The organism is Blautia sp. AF19-10LB, assembly GCF_003461245.1.
Classification (GTDB): Bacteria; Bacillota; Clostridia; order Lachnospirales; family Lachnospiraceae; genus Blautia_A; species Blautia_A intestinihominis.
The window spans coordinates 1-23,688 of sequence record NZ_QTWS01000028.1 but is presented as its reverse complement, the minus strand read 5'-3'; the positions used below and the strand labels follow the sequence as shown (position 1 = coordinate 23,688).

Below are 23,688 nucleotides of genomic sequence, written 5' to 3'. Positions count from 1 at the left end.
CAGTCTGTCAAAAGACCAGCTCCATTTTTGTGCCCTGTCCCGGTTCGCTGTCCAAGACGATCTCTGCGTTATGAAGGATCGCACCGTGCTTTACGATTGAAAGTCCAAGCCCTGTTCCACCGGTTTCACGGGAATGACTCTTGTCCACCCTGTAGAATCGTTCAAAGATCCTCTTCTGCTCTTCTTTCGGGATACCGATACCATTATCCTCCACACGGTAATATGGATGGCTTCCTCTCTGCCCTACAAAGATCTTTACGATCCCATCTTTATTCGTATAGCGTACTGCATTGTCCGCAATATTGTACAGCATCTCATAGAGGACCTGACGCACACCCTCGACGGAAACTGACGCTCCCTCAAGCTGTAACTGAATATTCTTCTTTGATGCTGCACTGTCCAGATGAAGGACGATATCCTCTGACAGCTCATACAGATCCACCGGCTCAAATGGCATATCGCTATCCTTCTCATCCAGCCTCGACAACTGGATGATATCTGTCACCAATGTACTTAAACGGCTTGCCTCGTGGTAGATCCTTCCGGAAAACTCCTGTATCTTGTCTCCCGGAACCATCCCGTTCATCATCAGCTCCGCATAACCGGAGATCGACATCAACGGTGTCTTAAGCTCGTGAGAAACATTCGCAGAAAATTCCCTGCGGACAGCCTCTGCCTCCTTGAGCTCTTCCATCTGTTTCGCGATCTGGTGGTTCTGCTCATCTACACGCTCCAGAAGAGGTCGCAGTTCCTCATAGCGGACTTCTCCAAGCGGATGTTCCAGATCCAGTGTATTGATCGGCTCGATTAGGTCCTGTGTCTGTTTCCGGACAAGGATAAATGCCAGCACCAGAATCAGAAGCAAAAGCGCACCAAAAAGTGTCGAACTGGAGACCATTGTCGAAAAGACACTGTCTGTCGTTCTTCCCACACGGAGGATATCTCCATTGGAAAGTTTCACCGCACAGTAAAAATTCTGCTTTGAAAGTGTCTCTGAATAACGCAGAGTCTCCGCATAGCCTTCTTTTTCTGCCTGAATAAATTCCGGACGGTTGCTGTGATTGGCAAGCTCCGTCGGATCTTCCAGTGAATCAAACAAAACATTTCCTTCACTGTCCAGAAGTGTGATACGGGCAGCGGAAGCTTTGCCAAGATCCTTGTCCAGATAGGATTCGCCCATCTTTTCTACGCTGTCCTGGATGTATTTTGTACTGTCCCGGACGCTCTGCTTCAGATCTTCATTATACTTGCTGTACATGACCAGACTCGCTGCAAGGAACGTCATAAGCACTGACAGGACTACGAGCAGACAGGTATGGTTTAATATCTTTTTTCTCATTTTTATGCTCCGATCCGGTAGCCTACGCCTCGAACCGTCTCGACCAGATTTCCGGCTTCCCCAAGCTTCTGTCTCAGGGTACGGACATGTACATCGACTGTCCTTGTCTCGCCGTCAAAATCATATCCCCATACATGGCAGAGGATCTGATTTCTCGTCATGACCAGTCCCTTGTTTTCCATCAGATACTGAAGAAGTTCAAATTCCTTACGTGTCAGTTCGATCTTTTCGCCCTTCCAGCAGACTTTGTGCTTTCCGACAGACAGTGTCAGATCCTGACATTTCAGTTCTTTGTCGTCCTCCTGTCTGGAACAGCGGCGCAGGACCGCCTTTACTCTGGCGACAAATTCCATCATTCCAAAAGGTTTTGTGATATAATCATCGGCTCCTGCTTCCAACCCGCGGACCTTGTCAAATTCGGCTTCTTTTGCCGTGACCATGATCACCGGGATATTTTTGGTCTCCTGTGAAGCTTTGAGCCGTTCGAGAATGCTGTATCCGTCTTCCCCCGGAAGCATGATGTCCAGAAGGATAAGATCCGGGAGTTCTTCTTTAAGAAGTGCCCGGAGTTCTTTCCCATTCGACACACCCTTTGCTGAAAATCCTGTCGTTTCCAGGGTATAGATCAAAAGCTCTCTGATATTTCTTTCATCTTCTACACAATAGATCATTCTGTTGTAACTGTTATTTCCCTTTCTGTCCGGAATCTGCCGTTACTGTGTGTATCTTTTACGGAAGTACATACTCTCTCTGCAGTTCTTCCAGACGATTGTAATAGCCTTCATCTGGTTCGTTTTTGAGGCTCTCCAGATGACTGTGTGTATCATAAAGATTCTCTCTTACCTGTGTTACGCAGACGCTGATGTTGGAACAATGGTCTGCGATACGTTCCAGACTGGTGATCAGGTCTGTGAGGATAAATCCCATCTCGATCGTACATTCTCCAGAACGCAGACGGTTGACATGGCGACGTTTCATCTCCCTGCTCAGCTCATCCACCATTTCTTCCAGAGGCTCTACATCACGGGTGAGGTTCATATCCTGCTTGTCGAATACGTCATATGCAGTATCTACGATCCTGCCGACTACACTGACCAGAACCTGAAGTTCCGTTCTGGCCTCCGGCGAGAAACTGAGATTCTTTTCGTGAAGCTCTCTTGCGGATTCCATAATATTTACCGCATGATCTGAGATACGCTCGAAATCACCGATGCAGTGAAGCATGATGGAAACGCTGTGGCTGTCCTTCTCGGAGAGGTCTTTGTTATTCAGCTTCACCAGATAAGTTCCCAGTTCATCCTCATAACGGTCTACTTTTGTCTCGATCTTCTGGACACGCTCTGCCTGCTCTTCCTCATAGTTACGGAGCAGTCCAAGCGAAATATCCAGAGCCTTGCGGGAATCACGCTCCATATGTCTTGCTGCATTTCTTCCCTGCTCTACGGCAAAAGCCGGTTTTTCCAAAAATCTGGATTCCAGGATCATGAACTCCTGATCTTCCTTGCTGACTTCATCGGACTTGTCGTCACGGATCGTGAGACAGGCAAGTTTCACAAGAAGGTTAGAGAATGGAAGCCATGCAACCGTCGCTGTGATATTGAAGACACTGTGTGTGATCGCAATCGTTGCCGGTGTTGCCATCTGCGTCATAAATGGGAAATGTACCGCTGTATTGATAAGGTAAAACAGTGACATGAACACAACGGTTCCGATCAGGTTGAAGTACAGGTGGATCATCGCTGCTCTCTTTGCATTCTTGTTTGCACCGATCGCAGACAGAAGTGCTGTCACACAGGTACCGATGTTCTGTCCCATGATGATCGGGAATGCAGAGCTGAATGGAACTGCACCTGTCATACAGAGTGCCTGAAGGATACCGACAGATGCGGAGGAAGACTGAATGATCGCAGTCAGGATCGTACCTGCAAGGATTCCTGCTACCGGATTGGAGAATTTAAGGAGAAGACCTGTGAATTCCGGTACATCTGCCAGAGGTTTTACTGCGCCGCTCATAGATTCCATACCAAACATCAGTACTGCGAATCCCAGAAGGATGGTTCCGATATCTTTCTTACGGGAGCTTTTGGTAAAAGTCAGAAGGCTGATTCCGACCAGTGCCAGGACCGGTGAAAAAGAACTCGGTTTCAGAAGGCTGATAAAAAAGTTGCTGCTCTCAATTCCAGTAAGGCTCAGAAGCCAGGAAGTGATGGTAGTTCCGATATTCGCACCCATGATGATGCCGACTGCCTGTGTCAGTTTCATGATTCCTGAATTTACAAATCCGACTACCATAACGGTCGTTGCGGATGAGGACTGGATGACTGCTGTCACGCACATTCCGAGAAGTACTGCTTTCCATTTGCTTGAAGTTAAGTTTTCCAGGATCTGCTCCAGTTTACCTCCTGATACTTTTGCCAGACCATCGCCCATAACCTGCATTCCATACAAAAACATGGCAAGACCGCCCAACAATGTTAATATGCTGAAAAAATCCATAATGTTCTCCTTTGCTCAGATTTAATATGGTTTCATCATATTGACATCGTGTAAAGTTCTCACCAGTTTTATGTTAAATCTTTGTAAAATCGAATTTCACAGAAAAAAAACGCTTTTTGGCGGATTTTTTCCGTCAGAAGCTGCGGATGTCTTCTCCTTCGTCCCCTGTCTTATCGATAGAGCGGATGCGCAGATAGTAGCTTACGTTTTCGTTCACCTGTACTTTGACTCTGTCGCCGACGCGGTGTCCCTTGAGTGCTTTGCCGATCGGGGATTCGATGCTGACACGGTTTTCCATCGAATTTCCACGGATCGAAGTGACGAGTTTGTATTTCTCCACTTCGCCATCTTCCTCGAATTCGACTTCTACGATATCGTCCATGCCTACTTCATCTGACCTGGAAGTATCCTCTACGACTTCTGCTGTCTTGAGCATTCTCTCCAGGTAACGGATCCTGCTCTCGTTCTGGTTCTTGTGTTTCTTTGCAGCGTAGTATTCAAAGTTCTCACTCAGGTCGCCTTGCGCACGCGCTTCCTTGACCGCCTCGATGGCTTCCTTTCGGATGACAAGCTTACGGTGCTCGATCTCTTCTTCTATCTTTTCTACGTCTCTCTTGGTCAGTTTTTCTCTCATTGTTCTCACTCCTGATTCTGTGCCGCATCTTTAAAGCTGATGTGGCTTTTTATTTTATCCCTAGTATACACGAATTTACATTTTCGTACAATCTCACGTCAAAAAAAGAGAAGCCCGAAAGCTCCTCTTAATATTTTTTATTCTTCATCTGCATGATAGATACGCACATATCCTGAATCTTCGATCCGGACGATCTGTTCCACTTCTTCGTTTCGCTCCGGGAATTCCCCTTCCGCCTCGAAGCGCACACAGGTTCCGCAGGAAGAACTCAAGTCTCTGGGAACCGGCATGACAACCGCCTCCAGGTCCATCTTCTCACAGTTCTTCCGGTACTGGATCGCACCATAATGAGAATAAAACGTCGCTATATATTTCATCATTTCTTTATCCTGAGCAGGAAATCATCGCCCTGTTCTTCCACCTCGACCTGATAGCCCTGATGGATTGCAAAACGAGAGACATTTTCTTTTGCCACCACATTGTCTACCAGAACTTCATACTGAGCTGCTCTGGACGCCATGGCATTTTTTGTCTGGATGACTGGTTCCGGGCAGGACAGTCCTCTTGCATCTACTCTTTTCATATTTTATCTCCTTTCAGGCTTCTTTTCGCCTGGAATTGACCACGCCGATCACTGCTACAACAATGATACCGATCACAACTGCGATCTTGCCGTTTGCTGTCGGGCCATCTGCTGAAGATGCCAGACCGAAGTTGTGGGCAAAAGCAGCTCCTGCCATCAGGCCGAGAACGGTCACAACAGAGTCTGTATTTCCCTCACCGGAGAGAATGAGCTGGCGCATCGGGCAGCCACCGAGAAGGATACAGCCAAAACCGGCAAGATACATACCAAGTGCATTCCAGAGTCCATCTGTATGTGCGATCGGCTGACCGGCAAATCCCGGATGGAAATATCCAAGAATCACATTTACGATCAGTGCACTGACAAGGATCGCAACAAAACCAAACAGAAGCTTGAACTCGCCAAACAGAACTGCATCACGGATTCCGCCGACCATGCAGAGACGGGTTCTCTGTGCAAGGATACCAACGATCACACCTGCTGCCAGTGAGATCAGAATTGCCGCATGCTTTGCTCCAGGGCCGCCGTCCGGCTCTGTAAAGTAGATAAATGCCGGTGCTGCCACAAGAAGGAGCAGCATTACGATCTGAACTACCGGGAAAATACCACCTTCAAGTTTCGGCATCTTGTAGGAACGTTTCAGAGTGTAGCCTTTCTTGAGGAAGAATGTTCCTGTCAGGATACCTGCCACGAAACCAACCAGACCGAAGATGGCATTTCCGTCACCGCCTGCCAGACGCAGGATCATACGGAACGGACAGCCAAGGAACATCAGGCATCCGATCATAACAAAAGCACCCAGAACAAATCTTGTCACCGGTGCAGAGCCTCCTCTTGGACGGAACTCTTTGGTGATCAGTGACACGATACATGCACCCAGCACAAGTCCGATGATCTCCGGACGGATGTACTGTACGGCTGCTGCGGAATGAAGTCCGAGCGCACCTGTGGTATCACGGAGGAAGCAGGCAATACAGAATCCCATATTTGCCGGATTTCCAAAAAATACCAGCATAGCTGCGATCACACCGATGAGCACGCCAGCTACAACAATTGTTGTTTTTTCTTTTTTCATTAGTGAATAACCTCCCTTTCCCTCAATGCTGAAAGATTTTGGTATCAGCATATTTTCTTTGTATTATCATACCATTGTTGAGCATTTTTCACTAATTAAATATAGTCGTATTTTATAGCTACTTATAGATAATATTTATAAATTATGCTATACTCAGAATTATGATCTAATAAAAGTACGTGAGGTAATTTTATGAAAAAAATATATCTGGATCAGGCAAGCACTTCTTTTCCGAAGGCTCCTTCTGTGGCTGATGCTGTTTATCAGTATCTCTCCGGCTGTGCGGTCAATGTCGGACGCGGCGGGTATCAGGCTGCCTATTCCGTAGAAGAACAGATCTTTGAAACAAGAGAACAGCTTCGCCGGCTTTTCCATTTCACATCCGGCAGGGGCAAAAATGTGATTTTCACCCAGAACATCACTATGAGCCTTAATATTCTCCTCAAGGGGATCCTGAAACCAGGCGACCATGTGCTGGTCACTTCGATGGAGCACAATGCAGTAATGCGCCCGCTTGTGCAGCTTCAGAGACAGGGAGTGACTTTTGACAGGATTCCGTGCGATCATGAAGGAAATCTGATTCTCTCAGAAGCAGATGCGCTCGTGAAACCAAATACCAGACTTCTCGTCTGTCTCCACGCTTCCAATGTATGCGGAACCATCATGCCGCTTAAGGAGATCAGCACCTTCTGCCAGAAACATGAGCTGCTTTTTGTCCTGGACAGTGCACAGACTGCCGGTACACTTCCGATCGATATGGAAGAATTAAAGCTTGATGCGCTCGCTTTCACCGGGCACAAAGGACTCCGTGGACCACAGGGGATCGGCGGTTTCCTGATCTGCAGCGAGCTTGCTTCTCAGATCGAACCACTCTTAAGTGGCGGCACCGGAAGTATTTCCCATACTGAAGAAGTCCCTGATTTCCTCCCGGACCGCTTCGAGCCGGGAACGCCGAACATCCCCGGGATCCTCGGTCTTCACGCCGCGCTTGATGATCTGGAGAACAGTTCAATGGATCTGGCTTTCCAGCATGAACTCACGCTGACGAAACAATTCATTGACGGAATCCTCACCCTCGACCCGGCTGAGGCCAGCCTTCGCGTGATCGGACACAAAGACACCCAGAACCGCTGTGCCGTCGTCTCGATCCAGACACTTGAAGTGGATATGGCTCGTGCCGCCTTTGAACTGGACGATACTTACGGGATCATGTCCCGCGTCGGTCTCCACTGTGCCCCAAGTGCGCACAAAACCCTCGGCACATATCCTGCCGGTACGCTCCGCTTCTCCTTTGGTCCGGAAAATACCCCGGAAGAAGTGGACACTGCCCTTCATGCACTTGCAGAGATCACAGGGATTTCACAATAAGCGTATCATTATCGTATTATTTAGAAGATTCACTTTTCAGGAGATTTTTGATTTATGGAATTCAAACAGTTAGAAGCCTTTGTCGCCGTCGTCGATTACGGCAGTTTCTCCGAAGCTGCCAGACGACTTTATCTGACACAGCCAACCATCAGCGCACACATCCGCTCCCTCGAAGAAGAGCTTCACTCCAAACTCATCATCCGCACGACAAAAAAGACCACCATCACCACCAGAGGCTACCAGCTCTACGACAGTGCAGTCCGGATGCTTGAGATCCGCAACAACCTTCTCGACAACTTCACAGGGGCGCAGAAGCACATGATCGACCTTGCAGCCTCCACGATTCCTTCCTCTTATCTGTTGCCGGAACTGCTCGCAGGTTTTGGAGGCACGCACCCGGATATTTATTTTCATTCCATTCAGACAGACAGCGAAGGAGCTATCCACCGTGTCCTCGATGGAATCGTCGACCTCGCACTCGTCGGGCAGAACACCGGAGATGAAAGCTGTGTCTTTATCCCGTTCTGCCAGGATACTCTTGTGATCGCCACGCCTGTCACAGAACACTACCTGAAATTCAAGGAAGATCCTGTCGATTTCAAACAGTTTCTGGAAGATCCGATCATCATCCGTGAAAAAGGCTCCGGCACCAAGAAAGAGATGGATCTTTTTCTGGAAAAGATCGGCATCACGCCTTCTGACCTCAATGTGATCGCCCGAATGAACGATCTGGAAAGCATCAAGAAATCTATCGTCAACGGACTTGGCATCTCAATCCTCTCTGCCCGTTCTGCCGTAGATCTGGAAAAAACAAAACAGATCCTTCTGTTTCCATTAGAAGAATCTGTTCATAAAAGAAGTTTTTATATTGTTTACAGCAAAAACCGGATCCTGAAACCGCATGTGCGCCAGTTTATGCACTATGTACGGGATTTTTATCAGGAAATCTGATTCTTGTTTTTACCAGCATTTTTTGCAGGCTTCATAACCTTCACTGAGTGCCTGTGATTCACTTTCCTGTCTTGCATTGTCCGGGTTCATATTTCCGCAGTTTGGAATGCTGTGATATTTGCTTCCTGTTGCAGAGATCCAGACCATGGCTCCCTGGGTGTCAGTCGTGTCTGCAGTCTCGGTGCTGTTGTCCGAAATCTGTGAGCTGTCTGACCAGCCAGAATAACGCACACCTGAACCTGTACTTGCATCAGAAGAACCTGAACTGCTGCCAGTACTCTCATCTCCGGAACTGTAATCGTTGCACGGTTCCTGGTTCCAGCTGATCGTACTTCCATCAGAAACTGCAATCACGGTTCCCTGGTCATCGGTACGAAATACCGGGATATCCATGTCGGAAAGTTTTCCCATTGTCTCCGCAGTCGGATGACCGTAGGAATTACCTTTGCCGCAGCTTACCACTGCCCAGGATGGAGTCGATGCTTCCAGAAGATCCCATGAAGTAGAAGATGCAGAACCATGATGACCGAGACAGAGCACATCACAGTCCAGGTTCATTCCTGTACTGATCATATCCTGCTCACTTGTCTCCTCCGCATCTCCCATGAACATAAAGCTGTTGTCGCCATTGACAAGACGGATCACAACAGAGTTGTCATTGCTGTTCTTGGAGATTCCGGAAGGTGCCATGACCGTGAAACTGCCGGTCCCAAATTCATAAGTATCACCGACAGCCGGATATTCGACAGTGATCGCATTCGCTGTCGCCGTATTCATAAACGTATTAAAAAGGTCCGATGTGTGCACATAGTCGGAACCCAGAACATGATCCACCTCAAAATTATCAAGGCATTTGACAAGTCCTCCCAGATGATCCTCATCATAGTGAGAGGAGATCATGTAATCGATCGTCTCTACTTCCTGATTCTTAAGATACTGGACCACCTCATCTGCATGAGAACGGTTTCCACCATCATAGAGAAGATTTTCTCCGCCCGACTGCACGAGGATCGCCAGTCCCTGCCCTACATCAATAAAGTGCACCGCCATGTCGCCGCCTGCTGCTTCCACCGGAACGATACTGCCCGGAAGCAGAAGCGAAAACGCCAGAAGCAGCGAAAGTAAAAAGGTGTAGATTTTCCTTTGTTTCTTCATTTAATAACGCTCCTCTTAAAGTTCTTCAATTCTCCTTCGGATCTGCTGGCTCACATCTTCGAACAGCAGATCTCTGTTGTAACGTACGTATCTCTCACATTCATAAGTTTCCAGGAAACGTACACAGTAGAAATCGGTATTGATCCCTGAGACAAACATAACCATTTCCTGGCTGTTATAGAAAGCCGCCTCCATGAAATCAAACGCATATTCCAGTGTATTTCCTGCCTGATCCCATTCGTCTTCCCAGGAAGCTCTTTCTTTCCCAAATGCCTCCCGGACAAGATCAAACGCTTCTTCTCCCTGAACCTCGCTGTGCTGTTTCAGAAGTTTCGCGTAATCTTCCAGAAGTGTGACTGCCTGGCGAATGCAGAGGTCTTCTCTTCGTTCCAGAAGTCCTTCTTTCTGCTTCTTCTCGCGGGTGTTTTTGAGATCAAAGATGTAGTCTTCCAGTCTCTGCGCGAGATTTCCGGATGACAGGTTTTCTTTCAGGGCTTTCAGCACCTCGAACACTTTTTCCAGTACTTCTTCCTGAAGCATGACTTTTCGTACCGCCTGTCGTGTACCGGAGAACAAAAGGTTCACGACACTCACTCTTTCATCAAAGGATGCGTGGGAAACTTTCTTTACCATTGCCTCGGAGTTTTTGCCCTGAAGGATTTCTGTGATCTGGTAATCCTGCTGGTATTTTTGATACAGTTCGTAATATTCTGCAAATTCTCTCGAAATGCGCTCATGCTGGATGTACTGCCCCACAAGATCTGCCGTGATACTTTTTCCAAGACGCTCGTAGACTTCCATCATTCTGGAAAGATCTTCCCATCCTCGCGGAGTTGCAAACTGTTTGCCGTCGATCGTTGTCTCCATCTGGTAGAAACAGTTGTTGCGAAGTTCCAGATAGGAAAGGATCGCCGGGTGCATGTTTTCTTTGTATGCGTATTCCCGCCAGGTCTGGTAATCCGGCTCTACGAGGATCTTTTTGACACGATCCAGGGTGACAACGTCAAATTCACGGACAGATTTGTTGTATTCCGGCGGGTTTCCTGCTGCCACGATCACCCATCCCTTCGGGATCTCATGGTTTCCGAAACTCTTGCACTGGAGAAACTGCAGCATCGCCGGAGCCAGTGTCTCAGAAACACAGTTGATCTCATCAATAAAAAGGATTCCCTCGCTGAGACCCGTCTCACTCATACGGTTATAAATACTTGCAACGATCTCGCTCATCGTATATTCTGTCGCCGAGTATTCCCTGCCGCCGTATTCCTTCTTCGAAATAAACGGAAGTCCGATCGCACTCTGTCTGGTGTGGTGTGTGATCGTATACGCCACCAGTGCCACGCCGCATTCACGCGCCGCCTGCTCCATGATCTGCGTCTTTCCGATTCCCGGTGCACCAAGGAGAAGCACCGGCCTCTGATGAACGCTCGGGATCACATATTCTCCATACTCGTCTTTCATAAGATACGCTTCGACCGTATCCACAACTTCCTGTTTTGCCTGTTTAATATTCATAATAATCTTCTTTCCTCTCTAGTGCCTGTGTATCCAGAATGAGTTTGATCGCCCACGGCGGCACATCCACATCCCTGTAATCATCCTTCATAAAAACAAACGCGGTATCATAAGGCGGCATCTTTGCCGGAAAAGTCCCATATCCGTCGGTGAAATACAGAAGTCCCCGAAGTCTCTGAAATGCTCCCATTTTGATCAAATGCTCCACATACGTAAATGCCGGACGGAAATCCGTTCCGCCGAACCCTCTGACATTAAAATCCTCAAGATACGCTTCCATCTCTTTCTGGTTATGGATCACCTGATCGTCCTGGATCTTTTCGTCACACTGAATGATGTGCACCTGGATCTTTCGGAAAAAACTCTCCGACTCTGCAAGTACACTGTACGTTTCCTCCAGAAACCTGCGGATCAGGCTTCCATTACAGGACATGGAAGTGTCGATCACGATGACAAAATCCTCGATTTTTTTCATCTCTTTTGTTTCCAGCGGCTCGATCAGCGGCATATTCCCGTAAGTTTCCATCCCAAAATGATAGTAGATCGGGTCAAAAGAATCCATATCCACCTGCATCTCTTCTTTCAGGACAGAAAACTTCCGAAGGAACTCCCGGTAATCATACCGTTTTCTGTTTTCTGCCTGCAGATGCTCCACAAGTCCCGGCGAATCCCCTGCTGCTTCCTTCGAAAAAAGCTCCATCTCCGTCTGCATCTTGCGCCGCATCTCTTCCCATTTCTTCTGGCGGTCTGCCATCCCGCTTCGACTGTTCGGCGTGTACCAGAAATGGTGGTCGTCCTTGCGGAATTCCTGTTCCAGACGGGCGATTTCTTCTTCCTCGCATTTCAGGAGATCATAATACAGGATCTCCGCAGTCAGAACTTTGTGTTCTGCTTTCCACTGCTGATATTTTTCTCTTCGGAAACTGTTCGGGCGGATGTAAACTGCCTTCTGATAAAGTTCATCCAGAATATTTTCCACCGCGATATCTGCTGCCAGATCCCAGATTCTCCACTCCCGTTCCTTTCTGCTCCACAGATGGCAGAAAAGACAGTGCAGAAGTTCGTGGAGATACAGCCTGTTGATCACTACTTTGTTCTGCATAAACATCGGAAGCAGCCACTGTGGGGACACATAGAGAAGTTTCCCGTCCGTGCCCAGCACCTGTGTCTCGCCTGACGGCACTATCTTTAATGCACTGAGAGCGCTCTGGAAATAACGCATGGAAACCGCCAGTTCATTTCTGGAATTTGCAAAAATATCCTGGCAGATCTCCAGTACCTCTTCTTCTTTTTTGCGCTGCTCATGAACAAAATTTCCAAATTTGTTTTTTTCTTCTCTGTTCACAGTTCAAATGCCTTTCTCTTCTTCCTTCCATGGCCTGCGAGCGTGTCCATGAGGATACTGACCCATCTGGAATCTCCTGATCTCTGTGCACGCTCGAGCATTTTTTCTGTCTCTGCCCTGTCCGGAGTGATCTTTGTGAGGATCGTCCGCATTGCTGCGTATTCTTTTTCTTCGCCAAGGATACTGACCGCACGCTCTCCGTGTTCTCTGAGATACTGGATGTATTTTTCTTCCGCTGTCTCTGTCAGATCCATCGGGTAGAGGATACGGTCCAGTACCAGTTTCAGAACGATTGACTCCTCCTCCCACGCTTCCGCATAGGGAAAAAGCTTGTCGTATTCCAGTATGTTGAGTTTCTTGTGAAGGAAGCTGTTTCGGTAACGGATCCCGCTTCCGTGCACATGATTTTCGATGATTCGCGCCGGTGTGTTTTCTACGCCTTCCTCAAAAAATTCCGGAAACCAGAAACGCCCCTGTTCACCATTTTTGTCCATATCGACTCTCAGAGTCTCCGGCAGTTCTGTCAGGATATCTCTCAGGCAGGAATCACCGTTCTCGTCTGTTTTTACAGTGACCCGCTCGATCTTGTGGCAGCCGGTCATTGCACCGACACCGACATCCCGCAGATCACCGCCGAAACTTAACTTTTTCAAGTGAAAACAATTGTAAAAAGCATATCTTCCTACTTTTCTGAGTTTTGACGGAAGAATCAGTTCCTGCACCGCATTTCCGGACATCTCCGGCATTCCTTCTTCATCCTGCACTTCCAGTCCGTCCTCTGTACAGAATTTCCCACTCATCCTGCACTTTTCCAAGTCGCCCCGGTCTATATGGTCAGAAAAAATATATGCTCCCAGTTCTGTCACAGGAAATCCTTCCAGAGTTTCCGGCAGTTCCACGATCCCGTCGTGTCCATATACGCGGTCAATGCAGATTCCTGTTTTGTTTCTTCTATATAAATATATCATTTTTTATTCTTCGCCTGCCTCACCTAACCGGATTTTTTCCATCTGCGCCTGCAGTTCTTCTGACATGTTGTCAAAGAGATAGGTCTTGCTGCTCCGGCGCTGCTGATGCCACTCTGCACGCGCATTTTTTTCCGTATCTTCGATCTCTTTTTTGAGTCCCTGTGCGGAAATCCTGTGTGCGCCCTGTCCCATGATGATGACCTGCTCCAGACCATCAGAAGTCGCTACGGTTACCTGATACTGTCTGCCGATCCGGTGGACCGTCTTCTCGATATACTGATCTGCTGTCTCGGCTTCCTTGGTGTATACTACATAAATATTATGATAGGTGAGGACTTCTTCCATATGTCCTTCCACCTTGTAAGCATCAAATACAAGGATCAGCGTGCATTTACGGTAGCCCTGATAATTGCTCAAAATATCCATCAGCTTATCGCAGGCTGCGTGGATGTTTTCTTTCGCCAGCTCATTCAGTTCTTCCCAGGAAAAAATAATGTTGTATCCATCGACAAGGAGATATTCTTCCTTGCGTGGTTTTCCCTGTCGATAGCGGACGGTCGGTGCTGACGAATGAACCGTCTTTTTCTGGAAAGCGGCACGGTCGCGTTTGACCGGACCAAATGTCCTCTCAAAAATTGCCTGCAGCTCTTCCTCCTCATCATAACTTCCGCTGTAGGAAAATTTGCCGTTTTTTCCACTTGTGTTTCTGGAAATGTTTGGATTATCCACCGCTGTACCCGGATTTTCCGCATAATCCACATCATCATACCAGGTTTCGCTGTCCAGGCCGTTAAGTTCCACTCCGCTGTTCAGATGCATGTAATCCTCGACCTGATCCCATGGTACGACAAAACCTGCGCCATGTGCACAAAAAACGGAACCTGTCGGATTTTCCAGATCGCTTTCCGGATCGTAGGCAACATTCTGTACGATCTCTTCCTGGTTTTTGCACGGTGCATAGCCCTTGAGTGTGCAGAAAAGTTTTCCTGTTCCGTGTGTGTATGCAACGACCTCTTTCTGGTAATCGCGCATCTGGGAAACGGCTGCTGTTCCTTTTAGGACTGCGGTTGTTCCGTCTGTATCCGGTGATTCGAAGCTCCCCTGCATCTTCTGGACATCTGCCAGTGCTCTTCCGATCATCTCGGCAGGCACTTCAAGACGGAATTCATAGTATGGTTCCAGAAGGATATTTTTTGCTTTGCGAAGTCCCTGACGGACAGCACGGTAAGTTGCCTGGCGGAAATCCCCGCCCTCTGTATGTTTCGCATGGGCACGCCCTGTCAGGAGGGTGATCTGCACATCCGTAAGCGGAGAACCTGTCAGCACACCGATGTGTTCCTTCTCCTCCAGATGTGTGAGGATCAGACGCTGCCAGTTCCTTGCAAGCACATCTTCACTGCATGCGGTAAAAAACTGACATCCGCTTCCCGGTTCTCCCGGCTCGATCAGGAGGTGGACTTCCGCATAATGGCGAAGCGGCTCAAAATGCCCTACCCCTTCTACCGGTTCTGCAACTGTTTCTTTGTAGACGATACTTCCAGCTCCGAATTCTACCGCCACATGAAAACGGTCCCAGATCAGTTTCTTGAGGATCTCGATCTGTACCTCTCCCATCAGCTGTGCATGGATCTCGCCAAGCTGGCTGTCCCACAGAATGTGAAGTTCCGGTTCTTCCTCCTCAAGCTGTCGTAATTTCTGCAGCATCTGGTGCGGGTCGCAGTCGTCCGGAAGCTGGATCTGATAATTCAGGACCGGTTCCAGAACAGGAAGCTCGGATTCGCTTTCTATGCCAAGTCCCTCACCCGGATAAGTTCTGGTCAAACCTGTCACGGCACAGATCGTTCCTGCTTCTGCCTCTGTGATCGTTGTATATTTTGCGCCAGAGTAGAGACGGAGCTGGTCTGCTTTTTCTTCCCAGTCCTCCTGCTGCTGTCTTACACCCGGCAAAGCCTGTCCTTTCGCTCTGGATGATAGCATGGTTTTGGCTTTGAGAGAGCCGCCTGTGATCTTCATATAAGTCAGACGGTTTCCCTGTTCATCCCTTGCGATCTTGAAGACCTTTGCACCGAATTCTGTCGGTCGTTTAGGTTCTCTGGTATATTTCTGCACGCCATTCCAGAAATCCTCCACACCGTCCTCTTTGAGTGCGGAGCCAAAATAGCACGGGAAAATCTTTCTCTGTGTGATCAGTTCTGCAATCTCTTCTTCCTCGATGCTGCCTGTCTCAAGATATTTTTCGAGAAGAGTTTCGTCACAGACCGCGATGTTTTCCATCTGGTCCGGAGTTAGGGTGTTTTCTTCATCGTTTTCCTGGACTTTTCCAAAATCCACGCAGTTTTCATGCAGATGTGCCTTAAGATCAGCAAGAAGGGCATCATGATCCGTTCCGTTCTGATCCATCTTGTTGACGAACAGAAATGTAGGGATCTGATATCTTTCCAGAAGCCGCCACAGTGTCATCGTATGGCTCTGCACGCCGTCCATGCCGTTAATCACAAGGATCGCATAGTCCAGCACCTGCAGTGTCCTCTCCATCTCAGCCGAAAAATCGACATGCCCCGGAGTATCCAAAAGTGTTACTTCCACATCCTCGGTCTTAAGGATCGCCTGCTTGGAAAAGATCGTGATCCCACGCTCTTTTTCCAGTTCATAATTATCCAGAAAGGTATCTCCGTGATCCACGCGTCCGATCTGACGGATCACACCACACAGATACAGGAGTCTTTCGGACAAAGTTGTCTTCCCGGCATCTACATGCGCCAGGATTCCTATTACCAGTTTTTTCATGTTTTCTCTTCTTTCAGATTGTATTTCAGTTTTCTTCTGTGTTGTTTTCCAGATACATCGGAGCCAGTTTACGTACAATACTCTCACTGACAGAGACCAGTGTTGCGACATCTTTTTCCTGATTGTTCAGATATGCATGGAAACAGCCCTGGATGCAGAAAGAAAGCATGATGTCTCTCTGCGGGTCCTCCTTATAATCCGGATATTTTTCGCAGATCAGACGTTTCAGCTCTGTTTCCAGGCAGTCACCGAGACGGGCTTTTTCTGTTCCGGAAAACAGAAGGTTGATCAGGGTATTATTTGAGATCAGTGCCATGTAGAGGTTTCTGGTAAACACATCCGGATTCTTGAACGGCTCCTCCTGCTGACTGGAAATATTCTTGAGCACAGAGACAATTGTTTCTGATTCCATTTTGTCTGACAGTGCATAAATATCTTCATAATGACTGTAAAAAGTTGACTTGTTGATCGCAGCCAGACTGCACAGCTCCTTTACAGTGATCTTTCCAAGTGGTTTGCGGGAGCGTAATTCCAGAAAAGCATTCTTGATCGCGCGCTCTGTTTTTTCGATTCTGATATCCATATGTTTTTCCTTTTCCGACGGTTTTTTTCAAAAGTTGCTTATCCGTCTTTCTTTTTTTATTGTCGGTGGACAACCCTTCCTTGTCTTCTTATAGTATAGTTAAAAAAACAACTATTGTCCATTACTATCGAATCATAATTATTATATGCAAAGGAGAATCTGCATGGATTTTTACGGATTTTACACAGGAAAAATTTTTGACGCTTATCAGTACCTCGGTGCACATACAGAAAAAACAGGAGTTACTTTCCGCACTTTCGCACCATCTGCTTCCCGCATCGCTGTGATCGGAGAATTCAACGACTGGCAGGAATCAGAGATGAACAAAGTTTATGACGGCAACTTCTGGGAATGCTATATCCCGGAGGCAAAGCCGGGACAGATGTACAAATACCGTATCTATGACCGCAACGACAATCCGGTCGATCACTGCGACCCGTATGGATTCGGCATGGAGCTTCGTCCGAACAGTGCTTCCATCGTCCGTGACATGTCCAAATATAAATTCAAAGACTCCAAATGGATGCAGAACCGCAGCGACTGCCGCAAAAAACCACTCAACATCTATGAGATCCATTTCGGTTCTTTCCGCAAGCCGTCCGACAAGACCGACGACTGGTATACTTATGAGGAAATGATCGATATCCTGATCCCGTATCTTACTGAGAACGGATACAACTGTCTTGAGATCATGCCGCTGAATGAGTATCCATGTGACGAATCCTGGGGATATCAGGCAACAGGATTTTTCAGTCCGACTTCCAGATACGGAACTGCTGACCAGTTAAAGGCTTTCGTGGATGCCTGCCACAAACACGGCATCGGCGTGCTGATGGACTTTGTTCCGGTTCATTTCGCTGTGGATGCTTACGGTCTGGCAAATTATGACGGAACTGCGCTTTATGAGTATCCGAACTCTGCTGTCGGTGTCAGCGAATGGGGAAGCTGCAACTTTATGCATTCCCGCGGCGAAACAAGAAGTTTCCTGCAGTCCTGTGCCAATTACTGGATGAGTGAATTCCACATGGACGGTATCCGTATGGATGCGATCAGCCGTGCGATCTACTGGCAGGGCGACCCGGCTCGTGGGGTAAACCTGAATGCGGTAGAGTTCCTTCAGTACATGAACCAGGGACTCAAGAATCTCCACCCATCTGCGATCCTCGCAGCCGAAGATTCCACTTCCTTCCCGAAAGTTACCGATCCGGTTTCCCAGGGCGGTCTTGGATTTGACTATAAATGGGACATGGGCTGGATGAACGATACCCTGGACTATTTCCGTACTGGTCCGGAATATCGTACAGACAATTATCACAAACTGACTTTCTCCATGATGTATTACTACGATGCACGTTTCCTGCTTCCGCTGTCACACGATGAGGTTGTCCACGGCAAGGCAACGATCATGCAGAAAATGAGCGGCGACTATGACAACAAATTCCCGCAGGCACGCGCACTGTACATGTATATGTATGCACATCCTGGCAAGAAACTGAACTTCATGGGAAATGAGATCGGCCAGCTCCGTGAATGGGATGAAAAGCGTGAACAGGACTGGATGCTCCTCGACTATCCGATCCATAAGGGATTTGCACGTTTCATGAAAGACCTGAACCAGCTTTACCTTGAGCACTCTGCTCTCTGGGAGAAGGATTACGAGGCAGACGGCTTCCAGTGGATCGACTGCCACCAGGAGGCAAACTGCATCTACGTCTTTGAGCGAAACAGCAAGAAAGAAAAGATCATCTCCCTGTTCAACTTCTCCGACCACGAGCAGATGTACGAACTGAAACTCCCGGGAGTCACCAGCCTTAAAGAACTACTGAACAGCAATCTTGAGATCTACGGCGGCACCCAGAAAAACTTAAATACCGCCATCACACTCAAAAACGACAGGATCATCCTGACCCTGCCGCCGTTCTCAGCTGTGTATTATACGCCTGAGGCATAAAATCAGCAGACGTGCCACTGGCACCTCCTCGATATGCAATGCAATTTTAAGGGCTGCAGTTACCACCAGCGTAACTGCAGCCCTTATCTTAATATATGCTATAAAAATTATCCTTTTTTTCCTCTTGCTTCGTCAAGATAACTGTAGATCGTCACTCGGGAGACTCCCATCAGTTCTGCTACTTTGTCCATTGCTCCTTTGACAAGGAAGATTCCTTTCTCATCCATAAGGCGCACCAGCCCAACGCATTTTGAGCGGCTTAACTCTCTGGTATCTGTGGATCCAATCACCGACATAATGAGTTTGTCAATGACTGCCATGACGTCCTGCGGGACGTCATGTTCTCCTGTTCCCGGATTTCTTCCTGCCTCCAGGTCTGTTTTCAGATAGTTCATCAACATAGTATTTACATTCTGAAGCATGGTGATATCCATGTTGATACAAAGCATCCCGATCACATCTCCATCCTGATCTCGGAGCAGTGCTGATGATGACTTGACTGCCTTTTCATCTGTTGTCCTGAAAAAATAATTCGAAAGATGATCGTCTTTAAAGTCTTTGTTCTCAAGCACCTGCTTCACGAAGTAATCTGACTTCTCTCCTGTTTTCTGTCCGGTAACTGTTCCATTTGCAACATATGCCACATAACTTCCAGATTTTGTCAGCTCATGAAGGATAACCTCACAGATATCTCCATTCATCTCCTGAACAGTATCTGCTATCACAAAATATTTCTCTAGTTCTTTCTTCATTCTACACTCCCGATAATTTTTTATCTTTTCGTGTAAAAAATTATAACACATGCTTTTTCTCAAGTAAACAACCGGTGCAATATTTTAGACTTCTATTCCTTTGTTGACACGGAAAGAAATACCGTGCCTACAACAAATACAAAACCGATCAGTTCGATCGCGGTAAATTTCGTTCCCAGCAGCAAGGCTGAGAGAAGGGTTGCGGATGCAGGTTCCAGGCAGCCAAGTAGTGTTGATTTTACGGGGCCGATATATTTTACGCTCTCGAGAAATACGGAAAATCCAACTGCTGTGCCGATAATAACGATGACTGCGATGATGATCCACGCTGGAAGGTCAAGGTTTGTCGGGAAGATCCATGCTTGTCAGACTTCCCTTCGTTGCGATCAGATAGGTACCGGAAAACGCCAAGACAATTGCCGCTATCTGTATTCTGCTCATCATTTTCTTATTCCAGACCGCCATCACGATCGCCATCAAAACAACGTTCAGACTCTGAAGGACCGTAGCTGTAGCAGAATTAGAATGTTTGATCGCTGCCAGAAATGTATACTGACACAGAAGAAGTCCGGCAAGTGCAAACGCGATCAGCCAGAACGTATCTTTCCCTTTTGTCCAGATCTTAAAAATCCGTGTATGTTCCTTTCGGAAAGCAAGTACGAGAAGAAGGATCCCCGAAAGCAGCATTCGGATCGCGGTAAGCCAGTCAGCACTGAGATCATATTGCGTAAACAGATACTGGCTGCATACACCGGATATTCCCCAGCTGACCCCTCCGAGGATTGCGAGCATATATCCTTTGATATTATTCTTCTTATCTTCTTCCATAACGTGTTGCCAGTTCCAGCATTTCTTTCTGAAGTTCTTTTGAGAACTGACCTTCTTTTAGTCTCCACTTCCAGTTCTTGCCGAGGGTGGACGGCTGGTTCATTCGTGCGGAGTTGTCAAGACCAAGGTAATCCTGCATTGGAATGATGCACAGATTGGCAACGCTCTGCATTACGAGGCAGATCAGGTCGTCACACAGTTCTTTGCCGGAGTCTTTGAAGTTGTTCAGATACTCACGGACCTGTCTTCTCTCGCCCGGTGTGATGTCGTCCAGCCAGGAAAGAAGTGTTTCGTTGTCATGGGTTCCTGTATAGACAACACAGTTTCTCGGATAGTTGTGCGGCAGGTAGTCGCTGGCATTTCCGGTATCGCGCTCGTCAAAAGCGAATTCGATAACTTTCATGTTGGGATAGCCGCTCTCTTCTACAAGCTGTTTAACGCTATCAGTCATGTAGCCAAGATCCTCTGCGATGATCTCTCTGTCTCCCAATCTTGCTGAGATTGCACGGAACAGATCGATTCCAGGACCTTTTTCCCACCAGCCGTTCTCTGCTGTCTTATCTCCGTATGGAATTGCATAATATTCATCAAATCCGCGGAAATGGTCGATCCTTACAACGTCATACAGGCGGAAGCAGTTGGAGATTCGTTTGATCCACCACTCATATCCAGAGTTACGGTGCACTTCCCAGTTGTACAGAGGGTTTCCCCAGAGCTGTCCTGTAGCGGAAAATCCATCTGGCGGGCATCCTGCTACCTGTGTCGGGCAGTTTTTCTCATCCAGTTTAAAGAGCCACGGATTTGCCCAGGTATCTGCGCTGTCCATTGCAACGTAGATCGGGATGTCACCGATGATCTGGATTCCCTTTTCGTTTGCATAAGATTTGAGTGCCATCCACTGCTGGCGGAATTTGAACTGCATATATTCCTGGAATTCGATTTCAAAATACATTTCTTCTCTGTAGTAATCCAGGGCGTTCTGCCAGCGAAGGCGGATATCCTCAGCCCACTCGCTCCACGGAATACCGCCGAAGCGTTTCTTCACTGCCATAAAAAGTGCATAGTCCTTGAGCCACCATGCTTCTTCTTCCTGAAATCTGCGGAACTCCGGATCCATATAAATATTACTTCTCTCATATGCCTTGCGGAGAAGCTGCATACGTCCTTCGTATAATTTCGCATAATCTACGCTGGTCGCATCTGTTCCAAAGTCTACTTTGTCACACTCTTTCTTTGTCAGGACTCCTTCTTCGATCAGTGCCTCAAGACTGATGAAGTATGGGTTTCCTGCAAATGTAGAGAAAGACTGGTACGGTGAATCACCATAGCTGGTCGGTCCCAGCGGCAGGATCTGCCAGTAACTCTGTCCTGCTTCCTTGAGTGCATCTACAAATTCATACGCTTTTTTGTCAAAGCATCCAATACCGTACTTTGAAGGCAGACTGCTCACTGGAAGCAGTACGCCGCATTTTCTTTTCTGTGCCATTTTTTTCCTCCCTGATATTCCTTTTTAACGCGGAAAAACCAGGCGCATTTTAACGCCCGGCAATCCTATTATTGGTAATACCTATTTTGTCACATACAAGGGGTAACCGTCAATGTTCAGAATTGATGGTTTATATTAAATTTTTTAGATATTCTGACTAATTTACTCCACCATCCGGCTTTCGTCGGCTTTGTATTCGAAGAAATCGAAGTCGGCACATTTCCTGTGGAGGATGCGGTCGGCGCAGGTGAGGCCTACCATGGTACCGGTGAACTCACCGTATTTGCAGTATTCATCGGAGAATCTGGTGGTATCGAAGATGCGTCCGATCTTCTCATAATTTTCTCCGTCGTAGCTCCACTCGAACCAGGATTTTCTTCCTTCGATGTAGAGGCGAAGGTAGATCGGTTTGTCCTCTACCGGGATCCTGGTATTCAAAAATTCTGTCTTGACGCCATTTTCCAGATGGATGATGGACAATGCGCTCTGTCCGAGAGTTTCACTGTAATATTTGCGGAGGTTGATGTAGTTCATGTTATCATAATACAGGATCAGACCCGCACTGTGCTGATGTACTTCCGGCACAAATTCCATCTTTGTAGTGATCCTTGCGTAAACACTGGTCAGTTTTCTTGCAAGAATGCTGACTTTGTTCAGGGAAGTGCGGGATTCCTGTCCACGGATACGGACATATCCTTTTCTTGCATTTATATCAGCAAATCTCTGCGGCATGATACGCGGTGAATAATAGAAGTTTCCAAGTTCATCACCGTCGAAATCATCAAAGTCCGGTGTTTTTTCTATCGGATATTCCGGGAGGGAACTTTCCGGTACTTCAAGTTTGGCAAGGTTGCTGCCGTCTGCCATGCGGAGCCAGTTATCCTCTGTCCACATCATTTTCTGGATCGCAGTCTCTCTTCCAAGTGTGCAGCGTAGTTCCGGAACGAACGGTCTGGAACAGAGATGAACCAGATAGACTTCTCCTGTAGGAAGTTCCACATAACTTCCATGACCGGATTTCTGAAGAATAGAGTCCGGATTATAGTACTTCGGTTTCAGATGATCGGGATCCTGTCTTTCATAAGATTCTCCCGGTACACTTGTCACAATCGGGTTCTTCGGATCTTTTTCATATGGTCCCCAGACGTTTTTGGAACGTCCCATGGTCACACAGTGATTGTATCCTGTGCCACCCTCAGCACACATGATGAAATAATAGTCTCCACGCTTTGTCAGATGCGGAGCTTCCATGCAGCCTCTGTCTGTGCCGCCTTTCCATATGATCTTCGGATATCCTACGATCTCCTTCTTTTCCGGAGAATACTCCACCATGCAGATGTAGCCTGGCTTTTCATATCCTTCCCTTGTCTCCCATTCCAGTGAAACAACATATTTCTTACCATCTGTGTCATGGAATAAAGAAGCGTCAAATCCTGCTGAATGAAGATATACCGGTTTACTCCACGGTCCTTTGATGTCTTTGGAGCAGATCAGGAAGTTGTCCACATCAAAATATCTCGCGTTCATGGAGTTCATCACCCCATAAACTACATAAAACATCTCTTCTTCCTCACAATAAGTCAGGCATGGTGCCCAGACACCTTTGGCACTTGGAAGTTTCTTGAGGTTTACTTCCTCATCATCGGTTAATACATGTGTATATAATTCCCAGTTTTTGAGATCTCTGGAATGATATACCGGGATTCCCGGAAACCATTCGAAAGTAGAAACTGCCATATAATAATCATCGCCTTTGCGGCAGATGCACGGATCCGGGTTAAATCCCGGAAGTATTGGATTCTGTATCATTGCATTTTCCTCCCTATATAGTCAAGTCTTTTTTCCTTGAAAATCAAGGATTTTTTAGTGTTT

21 protein-coding genes are annotated in these 23,688 nt (G+C 47.4%); 3 read left to right on the top strand and 18 right to left on the bottom strand.

Features of this window, described 5'->3' with window-relative positions:
• Nucleotides 1-7: 7 nt before the first annotated feature.
• From DWX28_RS14365 to yedE, 7 genes are all read right to left on the bottom strand, one after another.
• The gene (locus DWX28_RS14365; protein WP_118253286.1) at nucleotides 8-1,339 is read right to left on the bottom strand and encodes a sensor histidine kinase; all 1,332 of its coding nucleotides are present in this window, start codon (nucleotides 1,337-1,339) and stop codon (nucleotides 8-10) included.
• Nucleotides 1,340-1,341: 2 nt separating this feature from the next.
• Nucleotides 1,342-2,010 carry a winged helix-turn-helix domain-containing protein gene (locus tag DWX28_RS14360; RefSeq protein WP_118253282.1) on the bottom strand — a complete coding sequence of 223 codons (669 nt, stop codon included), beginning with the start codon at nucleotides 2,008-2,010 and terminating at the stop codon, nucleotides 1,342-1,344.
• A 58-nt stretch (nucleotides 2,011-2,068) separates the two neighbouring features.
• The gene (locus tag DWX28_RS14355) at nucleotides 2,069-3,835 is read right to left on the bottom strand and encodes a Na/Pi cotransporter family protein (protein WP_118253279.1); all 1,767 of its coding nucleotides are present in this window, start codon (nucleotides 3,833-3,835) and stop codon (nucleotides 2,069-2,071) included.
• 133 nt (nucleotides 3,836-3,968) lie between these two features.
• On the bottom strand, nucleotides 3,969-4,469 hold the full coding sequence (gene greA / locus DWX28_RS14350; protein WP_022215114.1) for a transcription elongation factor GreA: 501 nt from the start codon (nucleotides 4,467-4,469) through the stop codon (nucleotides 3,969-3,971).
• Between the two features lie 137 nt (nucleotides 4,470-4,606).
• Complete coding sequence (locus DWX28_RS14345; protein ID WP_173905861.1) at nucleotides 4,607-4,849, bottom strand: DUF3343 domain-containing protein; 243 nt, start codon at nucleotides 4,847-4,849, stop codon at nucleotides 4,607-4,609.
• Nucleotides 4,846-5,052 carry a sulfurtransferase TusA family protein gene (locus DWX28_RS14340; RefSeq protein WP_118253273.1) on the bottom strand — a complete coding sequence of 69 codons (207 nt, stop codon included), beginning with the start codon at nucleotides 5,050-5,052 and terminating at the stop codon, nucleotides 4,846-4,848. Before DWX28_RS14340 ends, DWX28_RS14345 begins: the two co-directional genes overlap by 4 nt.
• A gap of 13 nt (nucleotides 5,053-5,065) precedes the next feature.
• Nucleotides 5,066-6,127: a YedE family putative selenium transporter gene (gene yedE, locus DWX28_RS14335; RefSeq protein ID WP_118253269.1), complete on the bottom strand. Its 1,062-nt coding sequence runs from the start codon at nucleotides 6,125-6,127 to the stop codon at nucleotides 5,066-5,068.
• Nucleotides 6,128-6,319: 192 nt separating this feature from the next.
• Between yedE and DWX28_RS14330 the strand changes: the two genes are divergently transcribed.
• On the top strand, nucleotides 6,320-7,495 hold the full coding sequence (locus DWX28_RS14330) for an aminotransferase class V-fold PLP-dependent enzyme (RefSeq protein ID WP_118253266.1): 1,176 nt from the start codon (nucleotides 6,320-6,322) through the stop codon (nucleotides 7,493-7,495).
• Nucleotides 7,496-7,549: 54 nt separating this feature from the next.
• The gene (locus DWX28_RS14325) at nucleotides 7,550-8,446 is read left to right on the top strand and encodes a selenium metabolism-associated LysR family transcriptional regulator (RefSeq protein WP_118253263.1); all 897 of its coding nucleotides are present in this window, start codon (nucleotides 7,550-7,552) and stop codon (nucleotides 8,444-8,446) included.
• Between the two features lie 9 nt (nucleotides 8,447-8,455).
• Here the strand turns inward: DWX28_RS14325 and DWX28_RS14320 are convergent, their stop codons facing one another.
• From DWX28_RS14320 to DWX28_RS14295, 6 genes are read right to left on the bottom strand one after another with little or no spacing between them, the layout of a single operon-like run.
• Entirely contained in the window at nucleotides 8,456-9,601 is a 1,146-nt protein-coding gene (locus tag DWX28_RS14320) for a ComEC/Rec2 family competence protein (protein ID WP_022215108.1), read from the bottom strand.
• 15 nt (nucleotides 9,602-9,616) lie between these two features.
• Nucleotides 9,617-11,116: an AAA family ATPase gene (locus DWX28_RS14315; protein WP_118253258.1), complete on the bottom strand. Its 1,500-nt coding sequence runs from the start codon at nucleotides 11,114-11,116 to the stop codon at nucleotides 9,617-9,619.
• A complete protein-coding gene (locus tag DWX28_RS14310) occupies nucleotides 11,106-12,461 on the bottom strand; it encodes a vWA domain-containing protein (RefSeq protein ID WP_118253255.1) in 1,356 nt (451 codons plus the stop codon). Before DWX28_RS14310 ends, DWX28_RS14315 begins: the two co-directional genes overlap by 11 nt.
• Nucleotides 12,458-13,429 (bottom strand): leucine-rich repeat protein, encoded by a 972-nt coding sequence (locus tag DWX28_RS14305; RefSeq protein WP_118253251.1) that lies wholly within the window; start codon nucleotides 13,427-13,429, stop codon nucleotides 12,458-12,460. The genes DWX28_RS14310 and DWX28_RS14305 overlap by 4 nt, the downstream gene beginning before the upstream one ends.
• A gap of 3 nt (nucleotides 13,430-13,432) precedes the next feature.
• Nucleotides 13,433-16,216, bottom strand: a complete 2,784-nt coding sequence (locus tag DWX28_RS14300) for a translation factor GTPase family protein (protein ID WP_118253248.1) — start codon at nucleotides 16,214-16,216, stop codon at nucleotides 13,433-13,435.
• A gap of 25 nt (nucleotides 16,217-16,241) precedes the next feature.
• The gene (locus DWX28_RS14295) at nucleotides 16,242-16,799 is read right to left on the bottom strand and encodes a TetR/AcrR family transcriptional regulator (protein WP_118253244.1); all 558 of its coding nucleotides are present in this window, start codon (nucleotides 16,797-16,799) and stop codon (nucleotides 16,242-16,244) included.
• A 163-nt stretch (nucleotides 16,800-16,962) separates the two neighbouring features.
• On the opposite strand from DWX28_RS14295, the gene glgB reads away from it, so the two are divergent.
• On the top strand, nucleotides 16,963-18,750 hold the full coding sequence (glgB, locus tag DWX28_RS14290; RefSeq protein WP_022215102.1) for a 1,4-alpha-glucan branching protein GlgB: 1,788 nt from the start codon (nucleotides 16,963-16,965) through the stop codon (nucleotides 18,748-18,750).
• A 107-nt stretch (nucleotides 18,751-18,857) separates the two neighbouring features.
• Here the strand turns inward: glgB and DWX28_RS14285 are convergent, their stop codons facing one another.
• From DWX28_RS14285 to DWX28_RS14270, 5 genes are all read right to left on the bottom strand, one after another.
• On the bottom strand, nucleotides 18,858-19,502 hold the full coding sequence (locus tag DWX28_RS14285; protein ID WP_022215101.1) for a helix-turn-helix transcriptional regulator: 645 nt from the start codon (nucleotides 19,500-19,502) through the stop codon (nucleotides 18,858-18,860).
• A gap of 92 nt (nucleotides 19,503-19,594) precedes the next feature.
• A complete protein-coding gene (locus tag DWX28_RS20815; protein ID WP_442852506.1) occupies nucleotides 19,595-19,801 on the bottom strand; it encodes an EamA family transporter in 207 nt (68 codons plus the stop codon).
• A 37-nt stretch (nucleotides 19,802-19,838) separates the two neighbouring features.
• Entirely contained in the window at nucleotides 19,839-20,330 is a 492-nt protein-coding gene (locus DWX28_RS14280) for a DMT family transporter (protein WP_022215100.1), read from the bottom strand.
• Nucleotides 20,317-21,816 (bottom strand): 4-alpha-glucanotransferase, encoded by a 1,500-nt coding sequence (malQ, locus tag DWX28_RS14275; protein ID WP_118253235.1) that lies wholly within the window; start codon nucleotides 21,814-21,816, stop codon nucleotides 20,317-20,319. The genes DWX28_RS14280 and malQ overlap by 14 nt, the downstream gene beginning before the upstream one ends.
• A gap of 162 nt (nucleotides 21,817-21,978) precedes the next feature.
• Nucleotides 21,979-23,625 carry a glycoside hydrolase family 43 protein gene (locus DWX28_RS14270; RefSeq protein WP_118253231.1) on the bottom strand — a complete coding sequence of 549 codons (1,647 nt, stop codon included), beginning with the start codon at nucleotides 23,623-23,625 and terminating at the stop codon, nucleotides 21,979-21,981.
• Between the last annotated feature and the right edge of the window lie 63 nt (nucleotides 23,626-23,688).

Bases quoted from the DNA above. Each gene is read 5' to 3' on its own strand.
- DWX28_RS14295 (WP_118253244.1), bottom strand. From the start codon at position 16,799: ATGGATATCAGAATCGAAAAAACAGAGCGCGCGATCAAGAATGCTTTT.
- DWX28_RS14330 (WP_118253266.1), top strand. From the start codon at position 6,320: ATGAAAAAAATATATCTGGATCAGGCAAGCACTTCTTTTCCGAAGGCT.
- DWX28_RS14345 (WP_173905861.1), bottom strand. From the start codon at position 4,849: ATGATGAAATATATAGCGACGTTTTATTCTCATTATGGTGCGATCCAG.
- DWX28_RS14305 (WP_118253251.1), bottom strand. From the start codon at position 13,429: ATGATATATTTATATAGAAGAAACAAAACAGGAATCTGCATTGACCGC.
- DWX28_RS14285 (WP_022215101.1), bottom strand. From the start codon at position 19,502: ATGAAGAAAGAACTAGAGAAATATTTTGTGATAGCAGATACTGTTCAG.
- DWX28_RS14360 (WP_118253282.1), bottom strand. From the start codon at position 2,010: ATGATCTATTGTGTAGAAGATGAAAGAAATATCAGAGAGCTTTTGATC.
- DWX28_RS14365 (WP_118253286.1), bottom strand. From the start codon at position 1,339: ATGAGAAAAAAGATATTAAACCATACCTGTCTGCTCGTAGTCCTGTCA.
- malQ (WP_118253235.1), bottom strand. From the start codon at position 21,816: ATGGCACAGAAAAGAAAATGCGGCGTACTGCTTCCAGTGAGCAGTCTG.
- DWX28_RS14280 (WP_022215100.1), bottom strand. From the start codon at position 20,330: ATGGAAGAAGATAAGAAGAATAATATCAAAGGATATATGCTCGCAATC.
- glgB (WP_022215102.1), top strand. From the start codon at position 16,963: ATGGATTTTTACGGATTTTACACAGGAAAAATTTTTGACGCTTATCAG.
- DWX28_RS14355 (WP_118253279.1), bottom strand. From the start codon at position 3,835: ATGGATTTTTTCAGCATATTAACATTGTTGGGCGGTCTTGCCATGTTT.
- DWX28_RS14300 (WP_118253248.1), bottom strand. From the start codon at position 16,216: ATGAAAAAACTGGTAATAGGAATCCTGGCGCATGTAGATGCCGGGAAG.
- DWX28_RS14340 (WP_118253273.1), bottom strand. From the start codon at position 5,052: ATGAAAAGAGTAGATGCAAGAGGACTGTCCTGCCCGGAACCAGTCATC.
- DWX28_RS14320 (WP_022215108.1), bottom strand. From the start codon at position 9,601: ATGAAGAAACAAAGGAAAATCTACACCTTTTTACTTTCGCTGCTTCTG.
- greA (WP_022215114.1), bottom strand. From the start codon at position 4,469: ATGAGAGAAAAACTGACCAAGAGAGACGTAGAAAAGATAGAAGAAGAG.
- yedE (WP_118253269.1), bottom strand. From the start codon at position 6,127: ATGAAAAAAGAAAAAACAACAATTGTTGTAGCTGGCGTGCTCATCGGT.
- DWX28_RS14325 (WP_118253263.1), top strand. From the start codon at position 7,550: ATGGAATTCAAACAGTTAGAAGCCTTTGTCGCCGTCGTCGATTACGGC.
- DWX28_RS14315 (WP_118253258.1), bottom strand. From the start codon at position 11,116: ATGAATATTAAACAGGCAAAACAGGAAGTTGTGGATACGGTCGAAGCG.
- DWX28_RS14270 (WP_118253231.1), bottom strand. From the start codon at position 23,625: ATGATACAGAATCCAATACTTCCGGGATTTAACCCGGATCCGTGCATC.